This window comes from Pseudomonas sp. Irchel s3a12 (assembly GCF_900187485.1).
Classification (GTDB): Bacteria; Pseudomonadota; Gammaproteobacteria; order Pseudomonadales; family Pseudomonadaceae; genus Aquipseudomonas; species Aquipseudomonas neuropathica.
This window is the reverse complement of sequence record NZ_FYDN01000002.1, coordinates 195,686-214,317: the sequence shown is the minus strand read 5'-3', so window position 1 is coordinate 214,317 and position 18,632 is coordinate 195,686. Positions and strand designations below refer to the sequence as shown.

Sequence of the window (18,632 nt, the reverse complement as noted above, 5' to 3'; positions counted from 1 at the left end):
GAGGCTCGCACCATGACCCAGACCCTAGATATTGCCGTGATCGGCGCCACCGGTACTGTCGGCGAAACCCTCGTGCAGATTCTCGAAGAACGCGACTTCCCGGTCGGTACCCTGCACCTGCTGGCGAGCAGCGAATCCGCCGGCAGCTCGGTGCTGTACCGCAACAAGAACGTGCGCGTTCGCGAAGTCGACGAGTTCGATTTCAGCAAGGTCAAACTGGTGTTTTTCGCCGCAGGCCCGGCGATTACCCTGAGCTACGCCGCCCGTGCCCACGCCGCCGGTTGCTCGCTGATCGACTTGTCCGGCGCGCTGCCGGCCGATCAGGCGCCGCAAGTAGTACCCGAAGCCAACGCCGAAGTGCTCGCTGGTTTGAAAGCGCCGTTTCAGATCAGCAGCCCAAGCCCGTCGGCCACTTCGCTCGCCGTGGTATTGGCGCCACTGCTTGATCTGCTTGACCTGCAATATGTCAACGTCACCGCCAATCTGGCTGTTTCCGCCCAGGGACGCGAAGCCGTGACCGAGCTGGCGCGGCAGACCGCCGAGCTGCTGAACATGCGTCCATTGGAGCCGACTTTCTTTGATCGGCAGATGGCGTTCAACTTGCTGGCTCAGGTCGGCACGCCCGACGCGCAGGGCCATACGCTGCTGGAAAAACGTCTGGTGCGCGAGTTGCGTCAGGTGCTGGCCAAGCCTTTATTAAAGATTTCCGCAACTTGCGTTCAAGCCCCGGTGTTTTTTGGCGATAGCCTTAGCGTGACCTTGCAGTCAACGTCGGCTGTCGACCTGGCAAAAGTCAACGCTGCACTCGAAGATGCGCCGGGTATCGAGCTGGTCGAGGCCGGTGATTACCCGACTGCGGTCGGTGACGCGGTAGGGCAGGATGTTGTCTATGTCGGTCGCGTGCGCAGCGGTGTCGACGATCCGGCGGAACTAAATCTGTGGCTGACGTCAGATAACGTACGCAAAGGCGCGGCCCTTAACGCTGTGCAGGTGGCTGAATTGTTGATAAAAGACCTGCTGTAAAAGATACTTGGCAACAATTTGTCGACTGATTCTAGGTGAGCGCTATGCTTGCCCAGATCGCTTGATAACGTGTCACCCTCCGGGACATTCCGGGGCATCAAAGAAATGATCGCGCGCGACATCTGTCGTCGTCGCGCGCAATGCCTTACGGCAGCGGTATTCAACATCTTCTCGCTGGCCGAGGAACGTTCAAACAAAGGATGAGGCTATGGTTCAAGTTCGCAAACTGGTGTTAGCAATAGCGGCCGCCTCGGCGCTGTCCTCCGGTATGGCGCATGCCCTCGGGCTCGGGGAGCTGACCCTGAAGTCGACCCTGAACCAGCCGCTGGTGGCTGAAATCGAGCTGCTCGACGTCAAGGATCTCACTGCTGCCGAAGTGGTGCCGAGCCTGGCGTCACCCGAAGATTTTGCCAAGGCCGGCGTCGACCGCCAGGCCTTCCTCAACGATCTGACCTTTACCCCGGTGCTCAACGCCAGCGGCAAAAGCGTGCTGCGCGTAACGTCGAGCAAGCCGTTGTCCGAGCCGATGGTCAAATTCCTCGTGCAGGTGATGTGGCCGAACGGCCGTCTGCTGCGCGACTACAGCGTGCTGCTGGATCCGTCGAAGTTCTCGCCACAGACCGCTGACGCCGCCGCACAGCCAGCGCCGTCGCAGACCATCGCCGCGCCGACCACTGGCGCCACGCACCCGACGCAATACACCACCACGCCGCGCGATACCCTGTGGGAAATCGCCGCGAAGGCGCGTACCGGCGGCTCGGTGCAGCAGACCATGCTGGCCATTCAAGCGCTGAACCCGGATGCATTCATCGGTGGCAACATCAACCGCCTGAAAACCGGCCAGGTGTTGCGTCTGCCGGATGCGGTGCAAAGCACGGCATTGCCGCAGTCGAAAGCGATTGCCGAAGTCGCTGCGCAGAACGAAGCCTGGCGTCAGGGCCGTCGTTATGTGGCCAAACCGGGCACTGGTCAGCAGCAGCTCGATGCGACCAACCGTGGTCGCGGTAACACCGGTGCAGCACAGAACGCCCAGGACAATCTGAGCCTGGTCTCCGCTGAGAGCGCCAAGGCGCGCGGCAAAGGCCCGGCAGGTGATGCCAAGGCACTGAGCAACAAGCTCGCGGTGACTCAGGAAAGCCTCGACACGACCCGTCGTGACAACGAGGAACTGAAAAGCCGCATGTCTGATCTGCAGAGTCAGCTGGACAAGCTGCAAAAGCTGATCGAGCTGAAGAACAATCAGTTGGCAAAACTGCAAGCTGAAGGCGCGGGCGCTGCGCCGGCCACCAATCCTGCCACACCGGCGGTGCCTGCAATCACGGCTGAGCTGGCCGCCACCCCGCCAGCTACTCCGGCAGACGCAGCGCCGACGCCAGAGTCCGCCATTGCACCACCGGCTGAAACGCCAGTCGTCGAGCCAGTGGTCGCGCCGAAACCGGTTGCCGAAGACGAGAAAACCTTCAACGAACTGCTGACCAATCCGATCCTGCTGGGTCTGGTGGGTGGCGGTGCTGTGGTTCTGCTGCTCCTGTTGTTGCTGCTGGCGCGTCGCCGCAAAGCACAGCAAGAGGCCGAGAAACACATGCGCATGGCCCGCGCGCTGTCGGAAGAGCAAGATTTCTCCGCCGAGCAGGATCTGCCGGAAAGCAGCTTCGAAGGTCTGGAAACTCCTGCGGCGAGCGTCAAGCTCAACACCCCGGCGCCTGCTCCTGCTCCAGTCGTGGCTCCGGTAGTTGCCCCGATCGTGATGGCTGAGCCGATTGCCGCGCCGCTGGTAGCTCCCGCCGCCGAGCGATCCGATGACGTGCTCGACAAGGCGCAGTCGCATATCAACGCCGGTCGCCTGAATCAGGCTGCCGCGCTGCTCGAAGAGGGCGTCAGCCTGGAGCCGCAGCGCAGTGATCTGCGTCTGAAGCTGATGGAAGTCTACGGTCAGCAGGGCGACCGCGACGCGTTCGTTGGTCAGGAGCGTCAACTGGTGGCCAACGGCGACAACTTCGCCAAGGTCGAAGAACTGAAAAGCCGCTTCCCGGCCATGGCCGTCGTCGCTGCCAGTGGTCTGGCCGCTGCCGCCGTGGCTGCCGAGTTGGACGCGCAATACGTCAAGGATCTGCTGCTCGATGAGCCTGAAGCACCGGCGCCAGCGCCAGTGGAAGACGACCTCGACAGCGCGTTTGATCTGAGCCTGGACGATCTCGACAACATCACGCCGGTAGAGCCTGCGCCGGTGGTTGAGCCTGAAGCGCCGGTCGAGCTGGACGAATTCCCGGCGGACGACGACCTGAGCTTCGAATCGGTGCTGCAACAGCAGACCGACATCAAAGAGAATCTGGATGATCTGTCGGACTTCGACCTCGATCTGGACCTCGGTGCCGAGCCGGCAGCTCCAGCGGTTGATCTGGCGGACGATGACTTCCTGCTGGACCTGGACGAAGGCGTGAAGGATCTGCCGCCGGTCGAGGCGCCAGTGGTGGCTGACGTGCCACAAGATGATCTGGAGCTGCCGGCCGATTTCGATCTGTCGCTGGCCGACGAAATGGACAGCAATCCAGCGGCCGAACCGGATGCGTTCGCTGCTGAGCTGGATGACGTCAACGCTGAACTGGATCGCCTGTCGCAAAGCATCGCTGAACCGACCTTCACCCAAGCCGATGCAATGAAGGGTGATGATCTGGGTGAAGATGATTTCGACTTCCTCGCCGGCACCGACGAAGCGGCGACCAAGCTCGATCTGGCTCAGGCCTACATCGACATGGGCGACAGCGATGGTGCGCGCGACATCCTCAACGAAGTGTTGACCGAGGGTGACGAGAAGCAACGTGGCGAGGCCAAGGAAATGCTCTCGAACCTGGCTTAAGTTCACAGCGGTAAATCAAAAACGGCAGCCCGGTGAGGCTGCCGTTTTTGTTTCGGTTGGATTATGGGTTGTCTGATTTGCCGTCTTCGCGAGCAGGCCGGCACTGCTGATAGAGAACTCTGGCATCCCTGAACCACAGCCTTATAATGCCCGCCTTTGCACAAACAGCAGGCTGTCCCACCTTGGCAAACATAGATAACCCGGTCGCCGAAATGGCCCCCGACGGCTTTTACCGCGTCGCACTGGGCGTTGAGTACAAAGGCTCGCGCTACAGCGGCTGGCAGCGTCAGTTGACGGGTGTGGCGACGGTGCAGGAAGAACTCGAAAAAGCGCTGTCGAAAGTCGCCAATTCACCGGTTTCGCTACAGTGTGCCGGGCGCACCGATGCCGGCGTGCATGCCTGCGGGCAAGTGGTGCACTTTGATACGACCGTCGATCGTTCGCTGAAAGCTTGGGTCATGGGCGCCAATATCAATCTGCCTCACGACATCAGTGTCAGTTGGGCGCGGGTGATGCCAGCGCATTTCCATGCGCGGTTCAAGGCCATCGCCCGGCGCTATCGCTATGTAATCTACAACGACCAGATCCGCCCGGCGCATCTCAACGAAGAAATCACCTGGAACCATCGCCCGCTCGACGTCGAGCGCATGGCCGAAGCCGCGCAGTACCTGATTGGCACCCACGATTTCAGTGCTTTCCGTGCCGGCCAGTGCCAGGCCAAGTCGCCGATCAAAAAAATGCATCACCTGCGCGTGACCCGTCACGGCAAGATGATCGTGCTCGATATTCGCGCCAACGCGTTCCTGCATCACATGGTGCGCAACATCGCCGGTGTGCTGATGACCATTGGAGCCGGAGAGCGGCCGGTGGAGTGGATGAAGGAAGTGCTGGAAAGCCGCGAGCGCCGTTCCGGTGGCGTTACGGCGCATCCGTACGGCTTGTATCTGGTGCAGGTCGAGTACCACGACGAATTCCCGTTGCCCGAGCGTTTTATCGGGCCACATTTCCTTACGGGTTTCTCCGAACTTGACGGCTGACGGCCTCGAACGCTTTTGTTACCATCCGGGACTTTCCCGGATTTTACCTCGGAGTTTTTCTCGTTATGCCAGCCGTTCGCAGCAAGATCTGCGGGATTACCCGCATAGAAGATGCGCTGGCCGCCGTTGAGGCCGGGGCGGATGCGATCGGGTTCGTGTTCTACGCCAAGAGTCCACGTGCGGTAACCGTGCAGCAGGCGCGGGCGATTACTCAGGCATTGCCGCCGTTCGTGACCACCGTGGGCCTGTTCGTCAACGCCAGCCGCTGCGAGTTGGGGGAAATCCTCGATGCCGTACCGCTGGATCTGTTGCAGTTCCATGGTGACGAGGTCGCTGAAGACTGCGAAGGCTGGCATCGTCCGTACATCAAGGCGTTGCGGGTCAAGGCCGGCGATGACATTGCGGCGGCGGTTGATGCCTATCCGAGCGCCAGTGGCGTGCTGCTCGACACCTACGTTGAGGGCGTCCCCGGTGGAACCGGTGAGGCGTTTGACTGGTCATTGATTCCGCATCGTTTGAGCAAACCATTGATTCTCGCGGGTGGTTTGACCCCGGAGAACGTTGCAGACGCCGTGGCTCGGGTGAAACCGTACGCGGTAGACGTCAGCGGTGGGGTAGAGGCGAGCAAGGGCATCAAGGATCACGCAAAGATTCACGCGTTCATCAACGCGGTACGCAAAGCGCCATATTGATGTGACGGCTGGCAGTCTGCCGCCGTCCATCAATGCACTTGCACAAAGCAGGCGCGGCTGAGGGTTTCTGGATGGCACGCAGGTCATGTTTCGCGCTGATCGTGGCAGTCCGGCAACCATCGCCACACACATGAATTTAGCTGAAGGGCATACGCGGGGCTGCGAACCAGAGCGTTCGGGCCGCCGGTACTGGAGAAAGAAAGCATGAGCAACTGGTTAGTAGACAAACTGATCCCTTCGATCATGCGTTCCGAGGTCAAGAAGAGCTCGGTCCCTGAAGGTCTGTGGCACAAATGCCCGTCTTGCGAGGCGGTGTTGTATCGTCCAGAGCTGGAAAAGACCCTGGACGTTTGCCCTAAATGCAACCATCACATGCGCATCGGCGCACGTGCGCGCATCGACATTTTCCTCGATGCCGAAGGTCGCAACGAACTGGGCGCCGATCTGGAGCCGGTTGACCGTCTGAAATTCCGCGACGGCAAGAAGTACAAGGATCGCCTGACCGCTGCACAGAAGCAGACCGGCGAAAAAGATGCGCTGATCTCGGTCAGCGGTACTTTGCTGGGCATGCCGGTGGTGGTTTCGGCCTTTGAATTCGCCTTCATGGGCGGTTCCATGGGCGCCATCGTCGGTGAGCGCTTTGTACGCGCGGCCAACTACGCGCTGGAAAACCGCTGCCCGATGATCTGCTTCGCTGCCTCCGGTGGTGCGCGCATGCAGGAAGCGCTGATCTCGCTGATGCAGATGGCCAAGACTTCGGCTGTGCTGGCGCGTCTGCGTGAAGAAGGCATTCCGTTCATCTCCGTACTGACCGACCCGGTCTACGGCGGTGTTTCCGCGAGTCTGGCGATGCTTGGCGACGTGATCGTTGGTGAGCCGAAAGCTCTGATCGGCTTCGCTGGTCCGCGCGTTATCGAACAAACCGTGCGTGAGAAGCTGCCGGAAGGCTTCCAGCGCAGCGAGTTCCTGCTGGAACACGGCGCGATCGACATGATCATCCACCGTCAGGAACTGCGCCCACGTCTGGGTAACCTGCTGGCACAAATGACTGGCAAGCCGACGCCGAAATTCGTCGCCGCGCCAATCGAGCCGATTGTGGTTCCACCGGTACCTGCTGGCCTATGACCGAGCGCACCCTTGGCGAATGGCTCGCCTACCTTGAGCAGTTGCATCCGTCGGCCATCGACATGGGCCTGGAGCGTTCGCAACAGGTAGCGTCCCGCATGGGGCTGGGCCAGCCGGCGCCTCGGGTGATCACGGTCACCGGCACCAACGGCAAGGGTTCGACCTGCGCTTTCGTGGCTTCATTGCTGCGGGCGCAGGGCCTGAGCGTTGGTGTCTACAATTCTCCGCACCTGCTGCGTTACAACGAGCGGGTGCAGCTCAATGGCGTCGAGGCCACTGACGCGCAGCTGTGCGAAGCCTTTGCAGCAGTCGAGGCCGGCCGCGGCGACACTTCCCTGACTTACTTCGAAATGGGCACCCTCGCGGCGTTCTGGCTGTTTCAGCAGGCCGGGCTTGATGCGGTGGTGCTGGAAGTCGGGCTGGGCGGGCGTCTGGACACGGTCAACGTGGTCGATGCCGATATCGCACTGGTCACCAGCATTGGCGTCGATCACGCCGATTATCTGGGCGACACCCGCGAATCCGTGGCTTTCGAGAAAGCCGGAATTTTCCGTCAGGGCAAACCTGCCTTGTGCGGCGATCTGAATCCTCCGCAACCGTTGCTCGACAAGGCACGTGAACTGGCTTGTCCGTTCTTCCTGCGCGGGCGCGACTTCGATCTCGGCATCACTGATCAGCACTGGCAATGGCGCGGCACCGATGCGCGCGGTCAGGCTGTTGAGCTGCGTGACTTGCCGCTGCTCGATCTGCCGATGGAAAACGCCGCACTGGCGTTGCAGGCGTATCTGCTGCTCGGTTTGCCGTGGGATGCGTCGCAGATTGTCGCTGCGTTGCAGGACACTCGCGTGGTCGGGCGACTGGATCGCCGCTCATTCGAGTGGAACGGCAAACGCCTGAATCTGTTGCTGGATGTGGGGCATAACCCGCATGCCGCCGAGTATCTGGCCCGTCGTCTGGCCTCGCGACCACCGGTCGGCAAGCGCCTGGCGGTGTTTGGTCTGTTGGCCGACAAGGATCTGGATGGTGTTGTCAGCGAATTGAATGCTAGTGTCGAGCATTGGGCGGTGGCGCCGCTGGATTCTCCGCGTGCCCGTCCGGTGGCTGAATTAAACGCTGCATTGCAGAACCTTGGTGCGTCGGTCACGTCTTACGACAGTGTCGCCGCTGCGCTGGAAGGGCAGTGCGCAGTAGCCACCAGTGACGACGAGATTCTGTTGTTCGGATCATTTTATTGTGTCGCCGAGGCCCTTGAATGGCTGGCCCGGCGCTCCACGGAGGAAGCGGCAAATGGCTTTGCTGGATAAAGCGTACAAGCAGCGCATGGTTGGCGCTTTGGTGCTGGTCGCGCTGGCAGTGATTTTCCTGCCGATGCTGTTTTCCCGTCAGGACGAGCAACGTCAGGTGACCGTCGAAGCACCCGCCGCGCCGCAAGCGCCTGTCGTGCCGCAAGTGCAGATGGAAACGGTGGCTGTTCCCGAGCCGCAAGCCTTGCCGCAGGAGCCAGTGCCAACGGATGAAGAGGTCGCCGAAGACACGGCGTCTGCTGCGCCCGTCGCAGCGACGCCGACGGCTCCCATCATGATCACCAAGCCTGTTGCGCCGCCGGCGGTGGCCAAGCCGATTCCGGCTCCTGCTCAGCCGATCACTGCGGCCTCGACCAAGCCGGACACCACGCAAAGCCGCGTCGATGCCAATGGCCTGTCGGTGAGCTGGTCGGTGCAGTTGGCCAGTCTGTCGAGCCGCGCCAGCGCCGAGAGCTTGCAGAAAACCCTGCGCAGCCAAGGCTACAACGCCTATATTCGTTCGGCCGATGGCAAGAATCGGGTGTTTGTCGGCCCGCTGATCGAGCGTGCCGAGGCTGATCGTCTGCGTGATCTATTGGGGCGTCAGCAGAACCTCAAGGGTTTTGTCGTGCGCTTCCAGCCTGAGCGCGGCTAAAAACTATCGCCTCGATTGAAATGCACTGACAATCGCAGCTTACCGAGAGGCATGCGCTCTGCTAAAATGCGCCGCCTTATCCGTCTGTAGGCTGCACTGTGCCATTTACCTGGGTTGACTGGGCGATCGTTGCAATCATCGCCATCTCCGCTTTGATCAGTTTGAGCCGCGGCTTCGTCAAGGAAGCATTATCGCTGGTGACCTGGATCATCGCAGGAGTCGTCGCCTGGATGTTCGGTGGCTCATTGTCCGAGTACCTCGCCGGATACATCGAAACCCCATCGGCTCGCGTGATCGCGGGCTGTGCCATCATGTTTGTCGCCACACTGATCGTGGGCGCAATGATCAATTATCTTATCGGCGAGTTGGTTCGCGTCACCGGGTTGTCCGGGACCGATCGATTCCTCGGCATGGCCTTCGGCGCTGCGCGTGGCGTGTTGCTGGTGGTCGTGGCGGTCGGGCTGTTGAGCCTGGGGCCGGTACAGCAGGACGGGTGGTGGAAAGAATCACAGCTCGTACCAAAATTTCTATTGGTCGCTGATTGGTCCAAAAACCTGATTCTCGGGTGGAGCAGTCAGTGGCTTGCCAGCGGAATCAGCGTACCCGCTGATATTCCGTTCAAGGAGCAACTCTTGCCGTCGGCGAAAACGCCTCAGTGAGTGTTGTTCAGTTCAGATCCATTAAGTAGGGGTTGCGTCGCATGTGTGGCATCGTCGGTATCGTCGGTAAGTCGAACGTCAATCAGGCGCTGTATGACGCGCTAACCGTGCTCCAGCACCGCGGCCAGGACGCTGCCGGTATCGTGACCAGCCATGATGGCCGGTTGTTCCTGCGCAAGGACAATGGCCTGGTGCGTGACGTGTTTCAACAGCGTCACATGCAGCGTCTGGTCGGTCACATGGGGATCGGCCACGTCCGTTACCCGACTGCGGGTAGCTCGACTTCGGCCGAAGCCCAACCGTTTTACGTCAACTCGCCTTACGGCATCACTTTGGCGCACAACGGTAACCTGACCAACGTTGAGCAGTTGGCCAAAGAGATTTACGAATCCGATCTGCGTCACGTCAACACCAGTTCCGACTCGGAAGTGCTGCTCAACGTGTTCGCCCATGAGCTGGCCCAGCGCGGCAAGCTGCAACCGACCGAAGAAGACGTGTTTGCCGCCGTGACCGACGTGCACAACCGTTGCGTCGGCGGTTACGCGGTAGTCGCCATGGTGACCGGTTACGGCATCGTCGGTTTCCGTGACCCGCACGGCATTCGCCCGATCGTGTTCGGTCAGCGTCACACTGACGAAGGCGTTGAATACATGATCGCCTCCGAAAGCGTTTCGCTGGACGTGCTCGGTTTCACCCTGATTCGCGACCTGGCGCCGGGCGAAGCGGTCTACATCACTGAGGACGGCAAGCTGCACACCCGTCAGTGCGCGACCAATCCGTCCCTGACCCCGTGCATTTTCGAACACGTCTACCTGGCGCGTCCGGACTCGATCATCGACGGCGTGTCGGTCTACAAGGCCCGTCTGCGCATGGGTGAGAAACTCGCCGAGAAGATTCTGCGCGAGCGTCCAGAGCACGACATCGACGTGGTTATCCCAATTCCGGACACCAGCCGTACCGCGGCACTGGAACTGGCCAACCACTTGGGTGTGAAATTCCGCGAAGGTTTCGTCAAGAACCGTTACATCGGTCGTACCTTCATCATGCCGGGCCAGGCGGCGCGCAAGAAGTCGGTTCGCCAGAAGCTTAACGCCATCGAGCTGGAATTCCGCGGCAAGAACGTGATGCTGGTCGACGACTCGATCGTGCGCGGCACCACTTGCAAGCAGATCATCCAGATGGCCCGCGAAGCCGGCGCGAAAAACGTCTACTTCTGCTCGGCAGCGCCAGCGGTACGCTTCCCGAACGTTTATGGTATCGACATGCCAAGCGCGCACGAACTGATCGCACACAACCGTTCGACTCAGGACGTGGCGGATTTGATCGGCGCTGACTGGCTGATCTATCAGGACCTGCCTGACTTGATCGAAGCGGTTGGCGGCGGCAAGATCAAGATCGAGAATTTCGATTGCGCGGTGTTCGACGGCAAGTATGTTACCGGTGACGTCGACGAGGCTTACCTGGACAAGATCGAGCAGGCACGCAACGATGCCTCGAAGGTCAAGACCCAAGCGGTCAGTGCGATCATCGATCTGTACAACAACTGAGTTATCACCGGCCCTGAGGGGCCGGTTTTGTATCTGACTTTCAATTTTCGAGAACAGGGCAAGGAGTGACAGCATGAGTCAGGAATGGGATGCCGGTCGGCTGGACAGCGACCTCGAAGGCGTAGCGTTCGATACCCTGGCCGTACGTGCCGGTCAGCACCGTACGCCGGAAGGCGAGCACGGTGATCCGATGTTCTTCACCTCCAGCTATGTGTTCCGCACCGCTGCCGACGCGGCCGCACGGTTCGCCGGGGAAGTGCCGGGTAACGTTTACTCGCGTTATACCAACCCGACCGTGCGCGCGTTCGAGGAGCGCATTGCTGCGCTGGAAGGCGCCGAGCAAGCCGTTGCGACCGCAACCGGCATGGCCGCCATCATGGCGGTGGTGATGAGCTTGTGCAGCGCCGGCGATCACGTGCTGGTTTCGCGCAGCGTGTTCGGTTCGACCATCAGCCTGTTCGAGAAGTACTTCAAGCGTTTCGGTGTGGAAGTCGATTACGTGCCTTTGGCCAACCTGTCGGGTTGGGATGCGGCAATCAAATCCAACACCAAACTGCTCTTTGTCGAGTCACCGTCGAATCCGTTGGCCGAGTTGGTCGACATCCCCGCACTGGCTGAAATCGCTCACGCCAAAGGCGCGATGCTGGTCGTCGATAACTGCTTCTGCACGCCAGCGTTGCAGCAGCCGCTGAAAATGGGCGCAGACATTGTCGTGCACTCGGCGACCAAGTTCATCGATGGCCAGGGCCGTTGCATGGGCGGTGTGGTGGCCGGTCGCAGTGAGCAGATGAAAGAAGTCGTCGGCTTCCTGCGCACTGCCGGGCCGACCTTGAGTCCGTTCAACGCGTGGATCTTCCTCAAAGGTCTGGAAACCCTGAACCTGCGGATGAAGGCGCACTGCGCGAATGCTCAGGCGCTTGCCGAGTGGCTGGAGCAGCAGGACGGCATTGAGAAGGTGCATTACGCCGGTCTCAAGAGCCATCCGCAGCACGAATTGGCCCAGCGTCAGCAGAAGGGCTTCGGTGCGGTAGTGAGCTTTGAAGTCAAAGGTGGCAAAGAGGGCGCTTGGCGCTTCATCGATGCGACCCGGCTGATTTCGATTACCGCCAACCTCGGCGACAGCAAGACCACGATCACGCACCCAAGCACCACCTCTCACGGCCGTCTGGCGCCGCAAGAGCGTGAAGCGGCGGGCATCCGTGACAGCCTGATTCGCATCGCGGTCGGTCTGGAAGACGTCGCTGACCTGCAAGCCGACCTGGCGCGCGGTCTGGCCGCGTTGTGATCGAGTTGTCTACGCCGACAGCAGGTACCCATGGCCGCGTTGCGCTGGTCACGGGTGCTGCGCGCGGTATCGGTCTGGGCATCGCTGCCTGGCTGATCAGCGAGGGCTGGCAAGTCGTGTTGACCGACCTGGATCGGGCGCGCGGTTCAAAAGTGGCGAAAGTGCTGGGTGAAAACGCCTGGTTTATTGCCATGGACGTTGCCGAGGAAAGTCAGGTGGCGCTCGGCGTGGCTGAAGTGCTGGGTCAGTTTGGTCGTCTCGATGCACTGGTGTGCAACGCGGCGGTCGCTGATCCGCACAACATCACACTGGAAAGCCTAGATCTGGCTTACTGGAATCGGGTGCTGGCGGTGAATCTCAGTGGGCCGATGCTGTTGGCCAAGCACTGTGCGCCGTATCTGCGTGCGCACAACGGTTCGATCGTCAACCTGGCGTCGACCCGTGCCGGGCAATCAGAGCCTGATACCGAGGCTTATGCGGCGAGCAAGGGCGGTTTGCTGGCGCTCACGCATGCGTTGGCGATCAGTCTGGGGCCGGAGATTCGTGTTAACGCCGTCAGTCCGGGCTGGATTGATGCGCGTGATCCTTCTGCGCGTCGCGCTGAGCCATTGGCCGATGCCGACCATGCTCAGCATCCTGCGGGCAGGGTAGGGACGGTCGAGGATGTAGCTGCGATGGTTGCCTGGTTGCTGTCGAGGAATGCCGGGTTTGTTACCGGGCAGGAATTTGTCGTCGACGGCGGCATGACGAAAAAGATGATCTACAGCGAGTAGGTCGCTTTTTTCGCCTGAATTTGCGTTGAATGAACTGACGCCTTCGCGAGCAAGCTCGCTCCCGCATTTGGAATGCAATCCCCTGTGGGAGCGAGCTTGCTCGAGAGGGCGGTCTTGCAGGATCGAAACAATTTCGTCTTTTTCAGAAAAACTTCAATCCTGCTATTGACTTAGGTTCGCTACCTGCGTAAATTTCGCGGCCTCGGAGATGCAAACGGGTGATTAGCTCAGCTGGGAGAGCGTCTGCCTTACAAGCAGAATGTCGGCGGTTCGATCCCGTCATCACCCACCACTCCCCGAGAAACTTGCGTAAGCAAGAGCGTAGGCTGAAAGTGCCTGCACCGACGCGCAGCGGTAGTTCAGTCGGTTAGAATACCGGCCTGTCACGCCGGGGGTCGCGGGTTCGAGTCCCGTCCGCTGCGCCATATTTTACGAATCAGACTTGTCTGGTTCGCGATTGCAAAGCACCGAAGCTTGCAGTCAACACGAGTTACTTGAGCGCAAGCTCAAAGCGATACGCAGCGGTAGTTCAGTCGGTTAGAATACCGGCCTGTCACGCCGGGGGTCGCGGGTTCGAGTCCCGTCCGCTGCGCCATATCTGCTCCAAGGACCACTGAACGCCTTGAAGCACCGAAAACAGCCGTTGGCTGATTCGGAATCGATAGCAAAGACCCTGGTCGAAAGACCGGGGTTTTTTGTGTCTGAAATTTGGCTATCCACCTCTTTTTCTCCTGCCTAAATCCTGAATCCAATACAAATCCCTGTAGGAGTGAGCCTGCTCGCGAAAGCGGTGTGTCAGCTAATAATGTGCTGGCTGACACTACGCCTTCGCGAGCAGGCTCGCTCCCACAGGGGGGATATCTATTGGTTTGGTAATCTGCTGCGGTCTCACGTCGCATTGATTTTCTGATCCTTTAGTCAAATTTTTGTAACTGGTTGTTTGCTGCGAGCGCAGAAACCTTTAAAGTTAACCTTTCGGTCAGCTTTGCACTGTCATCACGCCTTTCGTTTAGCCAAGAAAGGCTTCTGCAAGACTCGAGATTCCCCAGTAGATAACCAGAAGGGCGGACACATAACCGCCCAGAGGATGATCCATGTCCAACCGTGAAATATCCCGGCGCTCGTTTCTCCAGGGCGGGCTGGTGGCGGGTGTGAGCGTCACGCTCACGCCGCTCAGCAGTCAGGCGCTGGCTGCCTTGATGGAAAACACTGTCACCGTGCCGTCCGAGAAGTGGCTCGGCAGCAACGGCAAGGCGCGTCAGCGTAACGACGCACTGTCCAAGGTCTGCGGCAGCAAAGTCTTTGCCCGCGACATCCGTTCCAAGGACATGCCGGGCTGGCCCGAGCAGCAAGGCCACGCCATGCTGCTGAAAACCATCAAGGCTGACCGCATCTACGACGGCTACGACCTGTCGTGGCTTGGCGCTGACTTGCAGCCTGACCGCATTGTCACCGCCGCTGATCTGGACAAGGACGGTATCGTCTTCCCTGAAGAGCACGCGCCGGATCCACTGCTGCCAGAAGGCAAAGTGCCGATGTTCATCGGTCACCCGGTGGCAATCCTGATCTGGAACGACTTCGAGCGTTTCCGTCAGGCGAAGAACAAACTCAAATTCAATGACAAAGCGATTCGTTACGGTGCCAAAGTGCCGTTCTACGAAGGCGACCCCTACGGCAGCTTCCGCTACGTGCGCGTCGGCGGCGCGACCTCGGCCGACGAAGACGAATTCGCCAGCCTCAAAGACTCGATCCTGTTCCCGATGCTGAAGAACCGTCGTCCGGTGTGGAATTCCCAGCCGAACTTGCACGGCAATCTGACCGAGCGCGGCTTGTTCTACGCCGACCGCATGAAGCAAGAGATCGACACGCCGTCGGACAACTGGCTGGTGTTCGACGAGCGCTACAAGACCCCGTCGATTGAGCCGGCCGCCATGGAGCCGGACAACGGCAACGGCTGGTACGACCCGAAAACCAAAACCCTGCATTTCGTCGTGGCCACCCAGTGCCCGCTGGAGGCAGCGACCGAAACCGCGAAGATGATCGCGCCGTCGCGTTTTGGCCTCGACAACCTGAACATGCACCCGGGTTACACCGTCGGTTACGGATCCAAAGACCACAACATCTTCGTCTACTACGCAGCCCTGGCGGCGCTGTATGGCGCGGGTGTGCCAGTGCGTCTGGCCAACGACCGCTACGAGCAGTTCCAGAGTGGCATCAAGCGCCACCCATTCGACATCCGCTACCAGTTGGCCGTGGACAAGAATGACTACACCTTCAAGATTTTCCGCGCTGAGATGAGCGTCGACGGTGGCGGCCGAATCAATTACAGCCCATCCGTAGCAGCAGTAGGTGCCACGGCGGCGCAATCGATCTACTACATGCCGCAGAACGACCTGCAAGTCACCGCTTACCACTCGCGTGGCGTTGAGGCCGGTTCGATGCGCGGTTACGGCACCCTGCAAAGCATGGCGGCAACCGAGATGATGGTCGATGAAATCGCCAACCGTCTCGGTGTCGATGCGATCGACCTGCGTCGCAAGAACGCCCTGCGTTCCGGTATGAAAAACACGCAAGGCGCGATCCCGGCCGGTGCCTTGCGCCTGCATGAAATTCTCGACAAGGCCGCGGTGCACGAAGTCTGGAAAAACCGCGACGCGATCAAGAAACAGCGCGAAGCGGCCGACCCGGACAACTGGTACGGCGTTGGTTTTGCCATTTGCCAGAAAGACTTCGGCACCGGTTCCGAAGCGCCGATGGCCAGCATCGAATTCACTGCTGACGGTCGCATCACTCTGCGTCATATCGGCATTGAGATCGGCACTGGCATGTCTACCTCGCAGGCGCTGGTGGTGGCCGATTTCCTCGGTAGCCCGGCGCACGAAGTGAAGACCGGCGAAACCGAATGGAAGGAAATGCAGCTGATCACCAGCGGCAACCCTTACATCATGAGTCAGGCCGAGCAGGACAGCCTGCTGCGCAACCCGCGCTGGGTCGGCAAACTGGCTTCGGCCTCGTCGGCGACCAACTCGGCGTACTACTTCAGTCACGCCACCCGTGAAGCGGCACGCGTGCTGTTCAATAACGGTCTGTGGCCGGCGGCCATGGAAATCTGGCGTCAGGGCCCCTATGGCGGCCAAGCCAACCCTTACGTCGTGCGTCGCGAAGATGCGCATTGGGTCGACGGCAAACTCACAGCCAACGGCATGCAACCGTTGAGCTTCGAAGAACTGGCCAAACACGCTCATGAGCGTGGTCTGGTGACCGGCGCCACCGTTCACGCATTCAACCGCTGGAGCTGGGCCGAGGCCGAATACAGCATCGACGGCGTGCGCGAGCGTCTGCCGCTCGACGGTCTGGCGGTGAAATATGGCGATGGCGCGCCGAAGGCGAAGAAGGCGCTGATGAACACCGCTGGTTTCCACCTGTTGGATCGCCAGAACATCAATTACCCGGTTGTCCAGTTGAACAACGCTGCGGTGACTTACTACAGCCCGGTCGCGACACTGGTCGAACTGAAGGTCAACAAAGGCTCGGCGGAAGTCGAAGTGCTCAACCACCATTCGTGGGTCGAGTGCGGTCGGGTGCTGGTCGAGGAACTGGTCAAGGGCCAGCTCGAAGGTGGTATCGCCATGGGCATCGGCCACGCCTTGATGGAAGAAATGCCGCTGTATGAAGGTGGACCGGGGGAGGGTGACTGGAACTTCAACCGTTACCGTTTGCCGATGGCGCGTCACGTTGCCGTATGGAAACAGACGTCGGAGATTCTGCCGGCGCTGTCGCCAAGTGATCCGTCCAAAGGCATCGCCGAAGTGGTGATGATCCCGATCGTCGGTGCCATCGGTAACGCCGTGGCGCACGCCATCGGTAAACGTGTTCGCGATCTGCCAATCACTGCTGCGCGCATCAAGGAGGCCCTCAATGGCTAACCGTCCGCTTCAACTGACCCTCAATGGTCAATCCGTCGGCCCGGTGGACATCCCTGATGACCTGCCGATGATCGACTACCTGCACGAATACAAGAACCTCACCGGTTCGCGCCTGGGCTGCGGCCAGGGCATCTGCCACGCCTGCGTGGTGATCGTCGATAACCCGGACGGGACCAGTGAAGAAGTACGCACCTGCATCACTGGTGCGCACTACTTCGAAGGCAAGAAAGTCCGCACCATCGAATCTCACGCCAAGCGTGACGAGAGCGGTCAGGTCACCGAGCTGAATCCGATCCAGCAACGCTTCGTCGACGAGTTCGCCTTCCAGTGCAGCTACTGCGCACCAGGCTTCGTCAACGCCGCGACCGTGCTGGTCGAGAAGCTGCAGCGCCAGCCGACCGTGCAAAGCAAGCTCGAACAAGTCATCGAGGACAGCCTCGGCCATCACGTCTGCCGTTGCACCGGGTACGTGCGTTACTACAACGCCACCCGCAACGTGCTGACCGATCTCGGCCTGGTCAAGGAGGGTTAAGCATGAAGCTTTTACTGACCCGCCTGACCCTGGCGGTCGGCCTTGCTGCGCCGCTGTTGTTTGCCCACGCCGATGACCAGGTCAAGCGCGGCGAATACCTCGCCCGCGCCGCTGACTGCATGGCTTGCCACACTGCACCGGGCGGCGCGCCGTTTGCCGGCGGCCTGCCGATCGTCTCGCCGTTCGGCACAATCTACGGCACCAACATTACCCCGAGCAAAGAGCACGGCATCGGTTTGTACAACGATGATGAGTTCTTCGCGGCGCTGACTGAAGGCAAGCGTCGCGATGGCGCGAATTTGTATCCGGCGATGCCGTATACCTCGTATCACCTGATGCCGCGTGAAGACTCGGATGCGATCCATACGTATCTGAAAACCATCGAGCCGATCGAGCGTGCAGCCCCGGTCACCAGCCTGAGCTTCCCGTTTAACGTGCGTCCGGGCCTGATCGGCTGGAACATGATGTACGGCAAAGCGCTGAAACTGGAGCCGGCCGAAGGCAAAAGCGAAGCCTGGAAGCGCGGCCAGTACATGGTCGAAGTGCTCGGTCATTGCGGCGAATGCCACACGCCGCGTGGCCTCCCGGGCGCAATGCAGCTGGACAAGCGTCTGACTGGCGGCATCCTCAATGGTTATCTGGCGCCGAGCCTGTTGGCCACCGATCTGGCCGCTCGCGGCTGGAACGAGCAGGACCTCGGCACGTTCCTCAAGCACGGCATGAGTGCGCAAGGGACGATGTTCAACGAGATGTTCCCGGTGTTCCACAACAGCACTCAAGGCCTGAGCGATGCCGATCTGGCGGCGATGGCGACGTTCCTGCTCGGCGACAAACCGCCGGCAGCCAAAGCCCTCGTTGAAGTGCCAGTCGAGAAACTCAGCGCCAGCGCCCAGCGCGGCCAGCAGGAATACCTGAACGTCTGCGCCGGTTGCCATGCGGTCGGTGGCGAAGGCAAGCCGCATATCGCGGTGGCCATGCGCGGTAATACCACGTTGCGTCTGGAAGACCCACGCAACCTGTTGCGCGTGATTGAGGACGGTATCGGTGAGCAGAAGTTCTCCGGGTTCGAGCACATGCAACCGATGCCGGGCTTCGCTGGCAAGCTCAGTCCTGAGCAACTGACTGATCTGCTCAACTACCTGCGTCAAGGTTGGGGTGGTCAATCCGCTGAGTTGGCGGTGAGTGAAGTGCAGAAGCTGCAAGCCGACGCACCGTCCATCGAGCACAAGGCGCACTGA

Annotated in this window: 14 protein-coding genes and 3 tRNA genes; all 17 read left to right on the top strand. The window is 60.3% G+C overall.

Annotated features, from left to right (window positions below; all coding sequences use genetic code 11):
• Positions 1-12: 12 nt before the first annotated feature.
• The 17 genes from CKW14_RS04570 (at position 13) to CKW14_RS04490 (ending at position 18,632) form a co-directional block, all read left to right on the top strand.
• Entirely contained in the window at positions 13-1,023 is a 1,011-nt protein-coding gene (locus CKW14_RS04570) for an aspartate-semialdehyde dehydrogenase (protein WP_093432083.1), read from the top strand.
• Between the two features lie 208 nt (positions 1,024-1,231).
• Positions 1,232-3,880 carry a FimV/HubP family polar landmark protein gene (locus CKW14_RS04565; protein WP_095124818.1) on the top strand — a complete coding sequence of 883 codons (2,649 nt, stop codon included), beginning with the start codon at positions 1,232-1,234 and terminating at the stop codon, positions 3,878-3,880.
• 212 nt (positions 3,881-4,092) lie between these two features.
• Positions 4,093-4,917 carry a tRNA pseudouridine(38-40) synthase TruA gene (gene truA / locus CKW14_RS04560; RefSeq protein ID WP_034152768.1) on the top strand — a complete coding sequence of 275 codons (825 nt, stop codon included), beginning with the start codon at positions 4,093-4,095 and terminating at the stop codon, positions 4,915-4,917.
• 65 nt (positions 4,918-4,982) lie between these two features.
• Positions 4,983-5,609, top strand: a complete 627-nt coding sequence (locus tag CKW14_RS04555) for a phosphoribosylanthranilate isomerase (protein ID WP_095124817.1) — start codon at positions 4,983-4,985, stop codon at positions 5,607-5,609.
• A 204-nt stretch (positions 5,610-5,813) separates the two neighbouring features.
• On the top strand, positions 5,814-6,734 hold the full coding sequence (gene accD, locus CKW14_RS04550) for an acetyl-CoA carboxylase, carboxyltransferase subunit beta (RefSeq protein ID WP_007913458.1): 921 nt from the start codon (positions 5,814-5,816) through the stop codon (positions 6,732-6,734).
• Positions 6,731-8,038, top strand: coding sequence for a bifunctional tetrahydrofolate synthase/dihydrofolate synthase (folC, locus tag CKW14_RS04545; RefSeq protein ID WP_095047649.1), 1,308 nt, complete (start codon positions 6,731-6,733; stop codon positions 8,036-8,038). The genes accD and folC overlap by 4 nt, the downstream gene beginning before the upstream one ends.
• Complete coding sequence (locus CKW14_RS04540; protein ID WP_095124815.1) at positions 8,022-8,672, top strand: SPOR domain-containing protein; 651 nt, start codon at positions 8,022-8,024, stop codon at positions 8,670-8,672. Before folC ends, CKW14_RS04540 begins: the two co-directional genes overlap by 17 nt.
• Positions 8,673-8,770: 98 nt before the next feature.
• Positions 8,771-9,331: a CvpA family protein gene (locus CKW14_RS04535; protein WP_007913461.1), complete on the top strand. Its 561-nt coding sequence runs from the start codon at positions 8,771-8,773 to the stop codon at positions 9,329-9,331.
• Between the two features lie 41 nt (positions 9,332-9,372).
• On the top strand, positions 9,373-10,878 hold the full coding sequence (gene purF / locus CKW14_RS04530; RefSeq protein WP_016984539.1) for an amidophosphoribosyltransferase: 1,506 nt from the start codon (positions 9,373-9,375) through the stop codon (positions 10,876-10,878).
• A gap of 73 nt (positions 10,879-10,951) precedes the next feature.
• On the top strand, positions 10,952-12,163 hold the full coding sequence (locus tag CKW14_RS04525; protein WP_095124814.1) for an O-succinylhomoserine sulfhydrylase: 1,212 nt from the start codon (positions 10,952-10,954) through the stop codon (positions 12,161-12,163).
• On the top strand, positions 12,160-12,936 hold the full coding sequence (locus CKW14_RS04520; protein WP_095047646.1) for an SDR family oxidoreductase: 777 nt from the start codon (positions 12,160-12,162) through the stop codon (positions 12,934-12,936). The genes CKW14_RS04525 and CKW14_RS04520 overlap by 4 nt, the downstream gene beginning before the upstream one ends.
• A gap of 216 nt (positions 12,937-13,152) precedes the next feature.
• A tRNA-Val gene (locus CKW14_RS04515) sits at positions 13,153-13,228 on the top strand.
• 56 nt (positions 13,229-13,284) lie between these two features.
• Positions 13,285-13,361 (top strand) — tRNA-Asp (locus CKW14_RS04510).
• A 93-nt stretch (positions 13,362-13,454) separates the two neighbouring features.
• A tRNA-Asp gene (locus CKW14_RS04505) sits at positions 13,455-13,531 on the top strand.
• A 499-nt stretch (positions 13,532-14,030) separates the two neighbouring features.
• Entirely contained in the window at positions 14,031-16,862 is a 2,832-nt protein-coding gene (locus CKW14_RS04500) for a xanthine dehydrogenase family protein molybdopterin-binding subunit (protein ID WP_095047645.1), read from the top strand.
• Entirely contained in the window at positions 16,855-17,394 is a 540-nt protein-coding gene (locus CKW14_RS04495; RefSeq protein ID WP_038369461.1) for a (2Fe-2S)-binding protein, read from the top strand. The genes CKW14_RS04500 and CKW14_RS04495 overlap by 8 nt, the downstream gene beginning before the upstream one ends.
• Before the next feature lie 2 nt (positions 17,395-17,396).
• A complete protein-coding gene (locus tag CKW14_RS04490; RefSeq protein ID WP_095124813.1) occupies positions 17,397-18,632 on the top strand; it encodes a cytochrome c in 1,236 nt (411 codons plus the stop codon).

Bases quoted from the DNA above. Each gene is read 5' to 3' on its own strand.
- CKW14_RS04570 (WP_093432083.1), top strand. From the start codon at position 13: ATGACCCAGACCCTAGATATTGCCGTGATCGGCGCCACCGGTACTGTC.
- CKW14_RS04565 (WP_095124818.1), top strand. From the start codon at position 1,232: ATGGTTCAAGTTCGCAAACTGGTGTTAGCAATAGCGGCCGCCTCGGCG.
- truA (WP_034152768.1), top strand. From the start codon at position 4,093: ATGGCCCCCGACGGCTTTTACCGCGTCGCACTGGGCGTTGAGTACAAA.
- CKW14_RS04555 (WP_095124817.1), top strand. From the start codon at position 4,983: ATGCCAGCCGTTCGCAGCAAGATCTGCGGGATTACCCGCATAGAAGAT.
- accD (WP_007913458.1), top strand. From the start codon at position 5,814: ATGAGCAACTGGTTAGTAGACAAACTGATCCCTTCGATCATGCGTTCC.
- folC (WP_095047649.1), top strand. From the start codon at position 6,731: ATGACCGAGCGCACCCTTGGCGAATGGCTCGCCTACCTTGAGCAGTTG.
- CKW14_RS04540 (WP_095124815.1), top strand. From the start codon at position 8,022: ATGGCTTTGCTGGATAAAGCGTACAAGCAGCGCATGGTTGGCGCTTTG.
- purF (WP_016984539.1), top strand. From the start codon at position 9,373: ATGTGTGGCATCGTCGGTATCGTCGGTAAGTCGAACGTCAATCAGGCG.
- CKW14_RS04525 (WP_095124814.1), top strand. From the start codon at position 10,952: ATGAGTCAGGAATGGGATGCCGGTCGGCTGGACAGCGACCTCGAAGGC.
- CKW14_RS04500 (WP_095047645.1), top strand. From the start codon at position 14,031: ATGTCCAACCGTGAAATATCCCGGCGCTCGTTTCTCCAGGGCGGGCTG.
- CKW14_RS04495 (WP_038369461.1), top strand. From the start codon at position 16,855: ATGGCTAACCGTCCGCTTCAACTGACCCTCAATGGTCAATCCGTCGGC.
- CKW14_RS04490 (WP_095124813.1), top strand. From the start codon at position 17,397: ATGAAGCTTTTACTGACCCGCCTGACCCTGGCGGTCGGCCTTGCTGCG.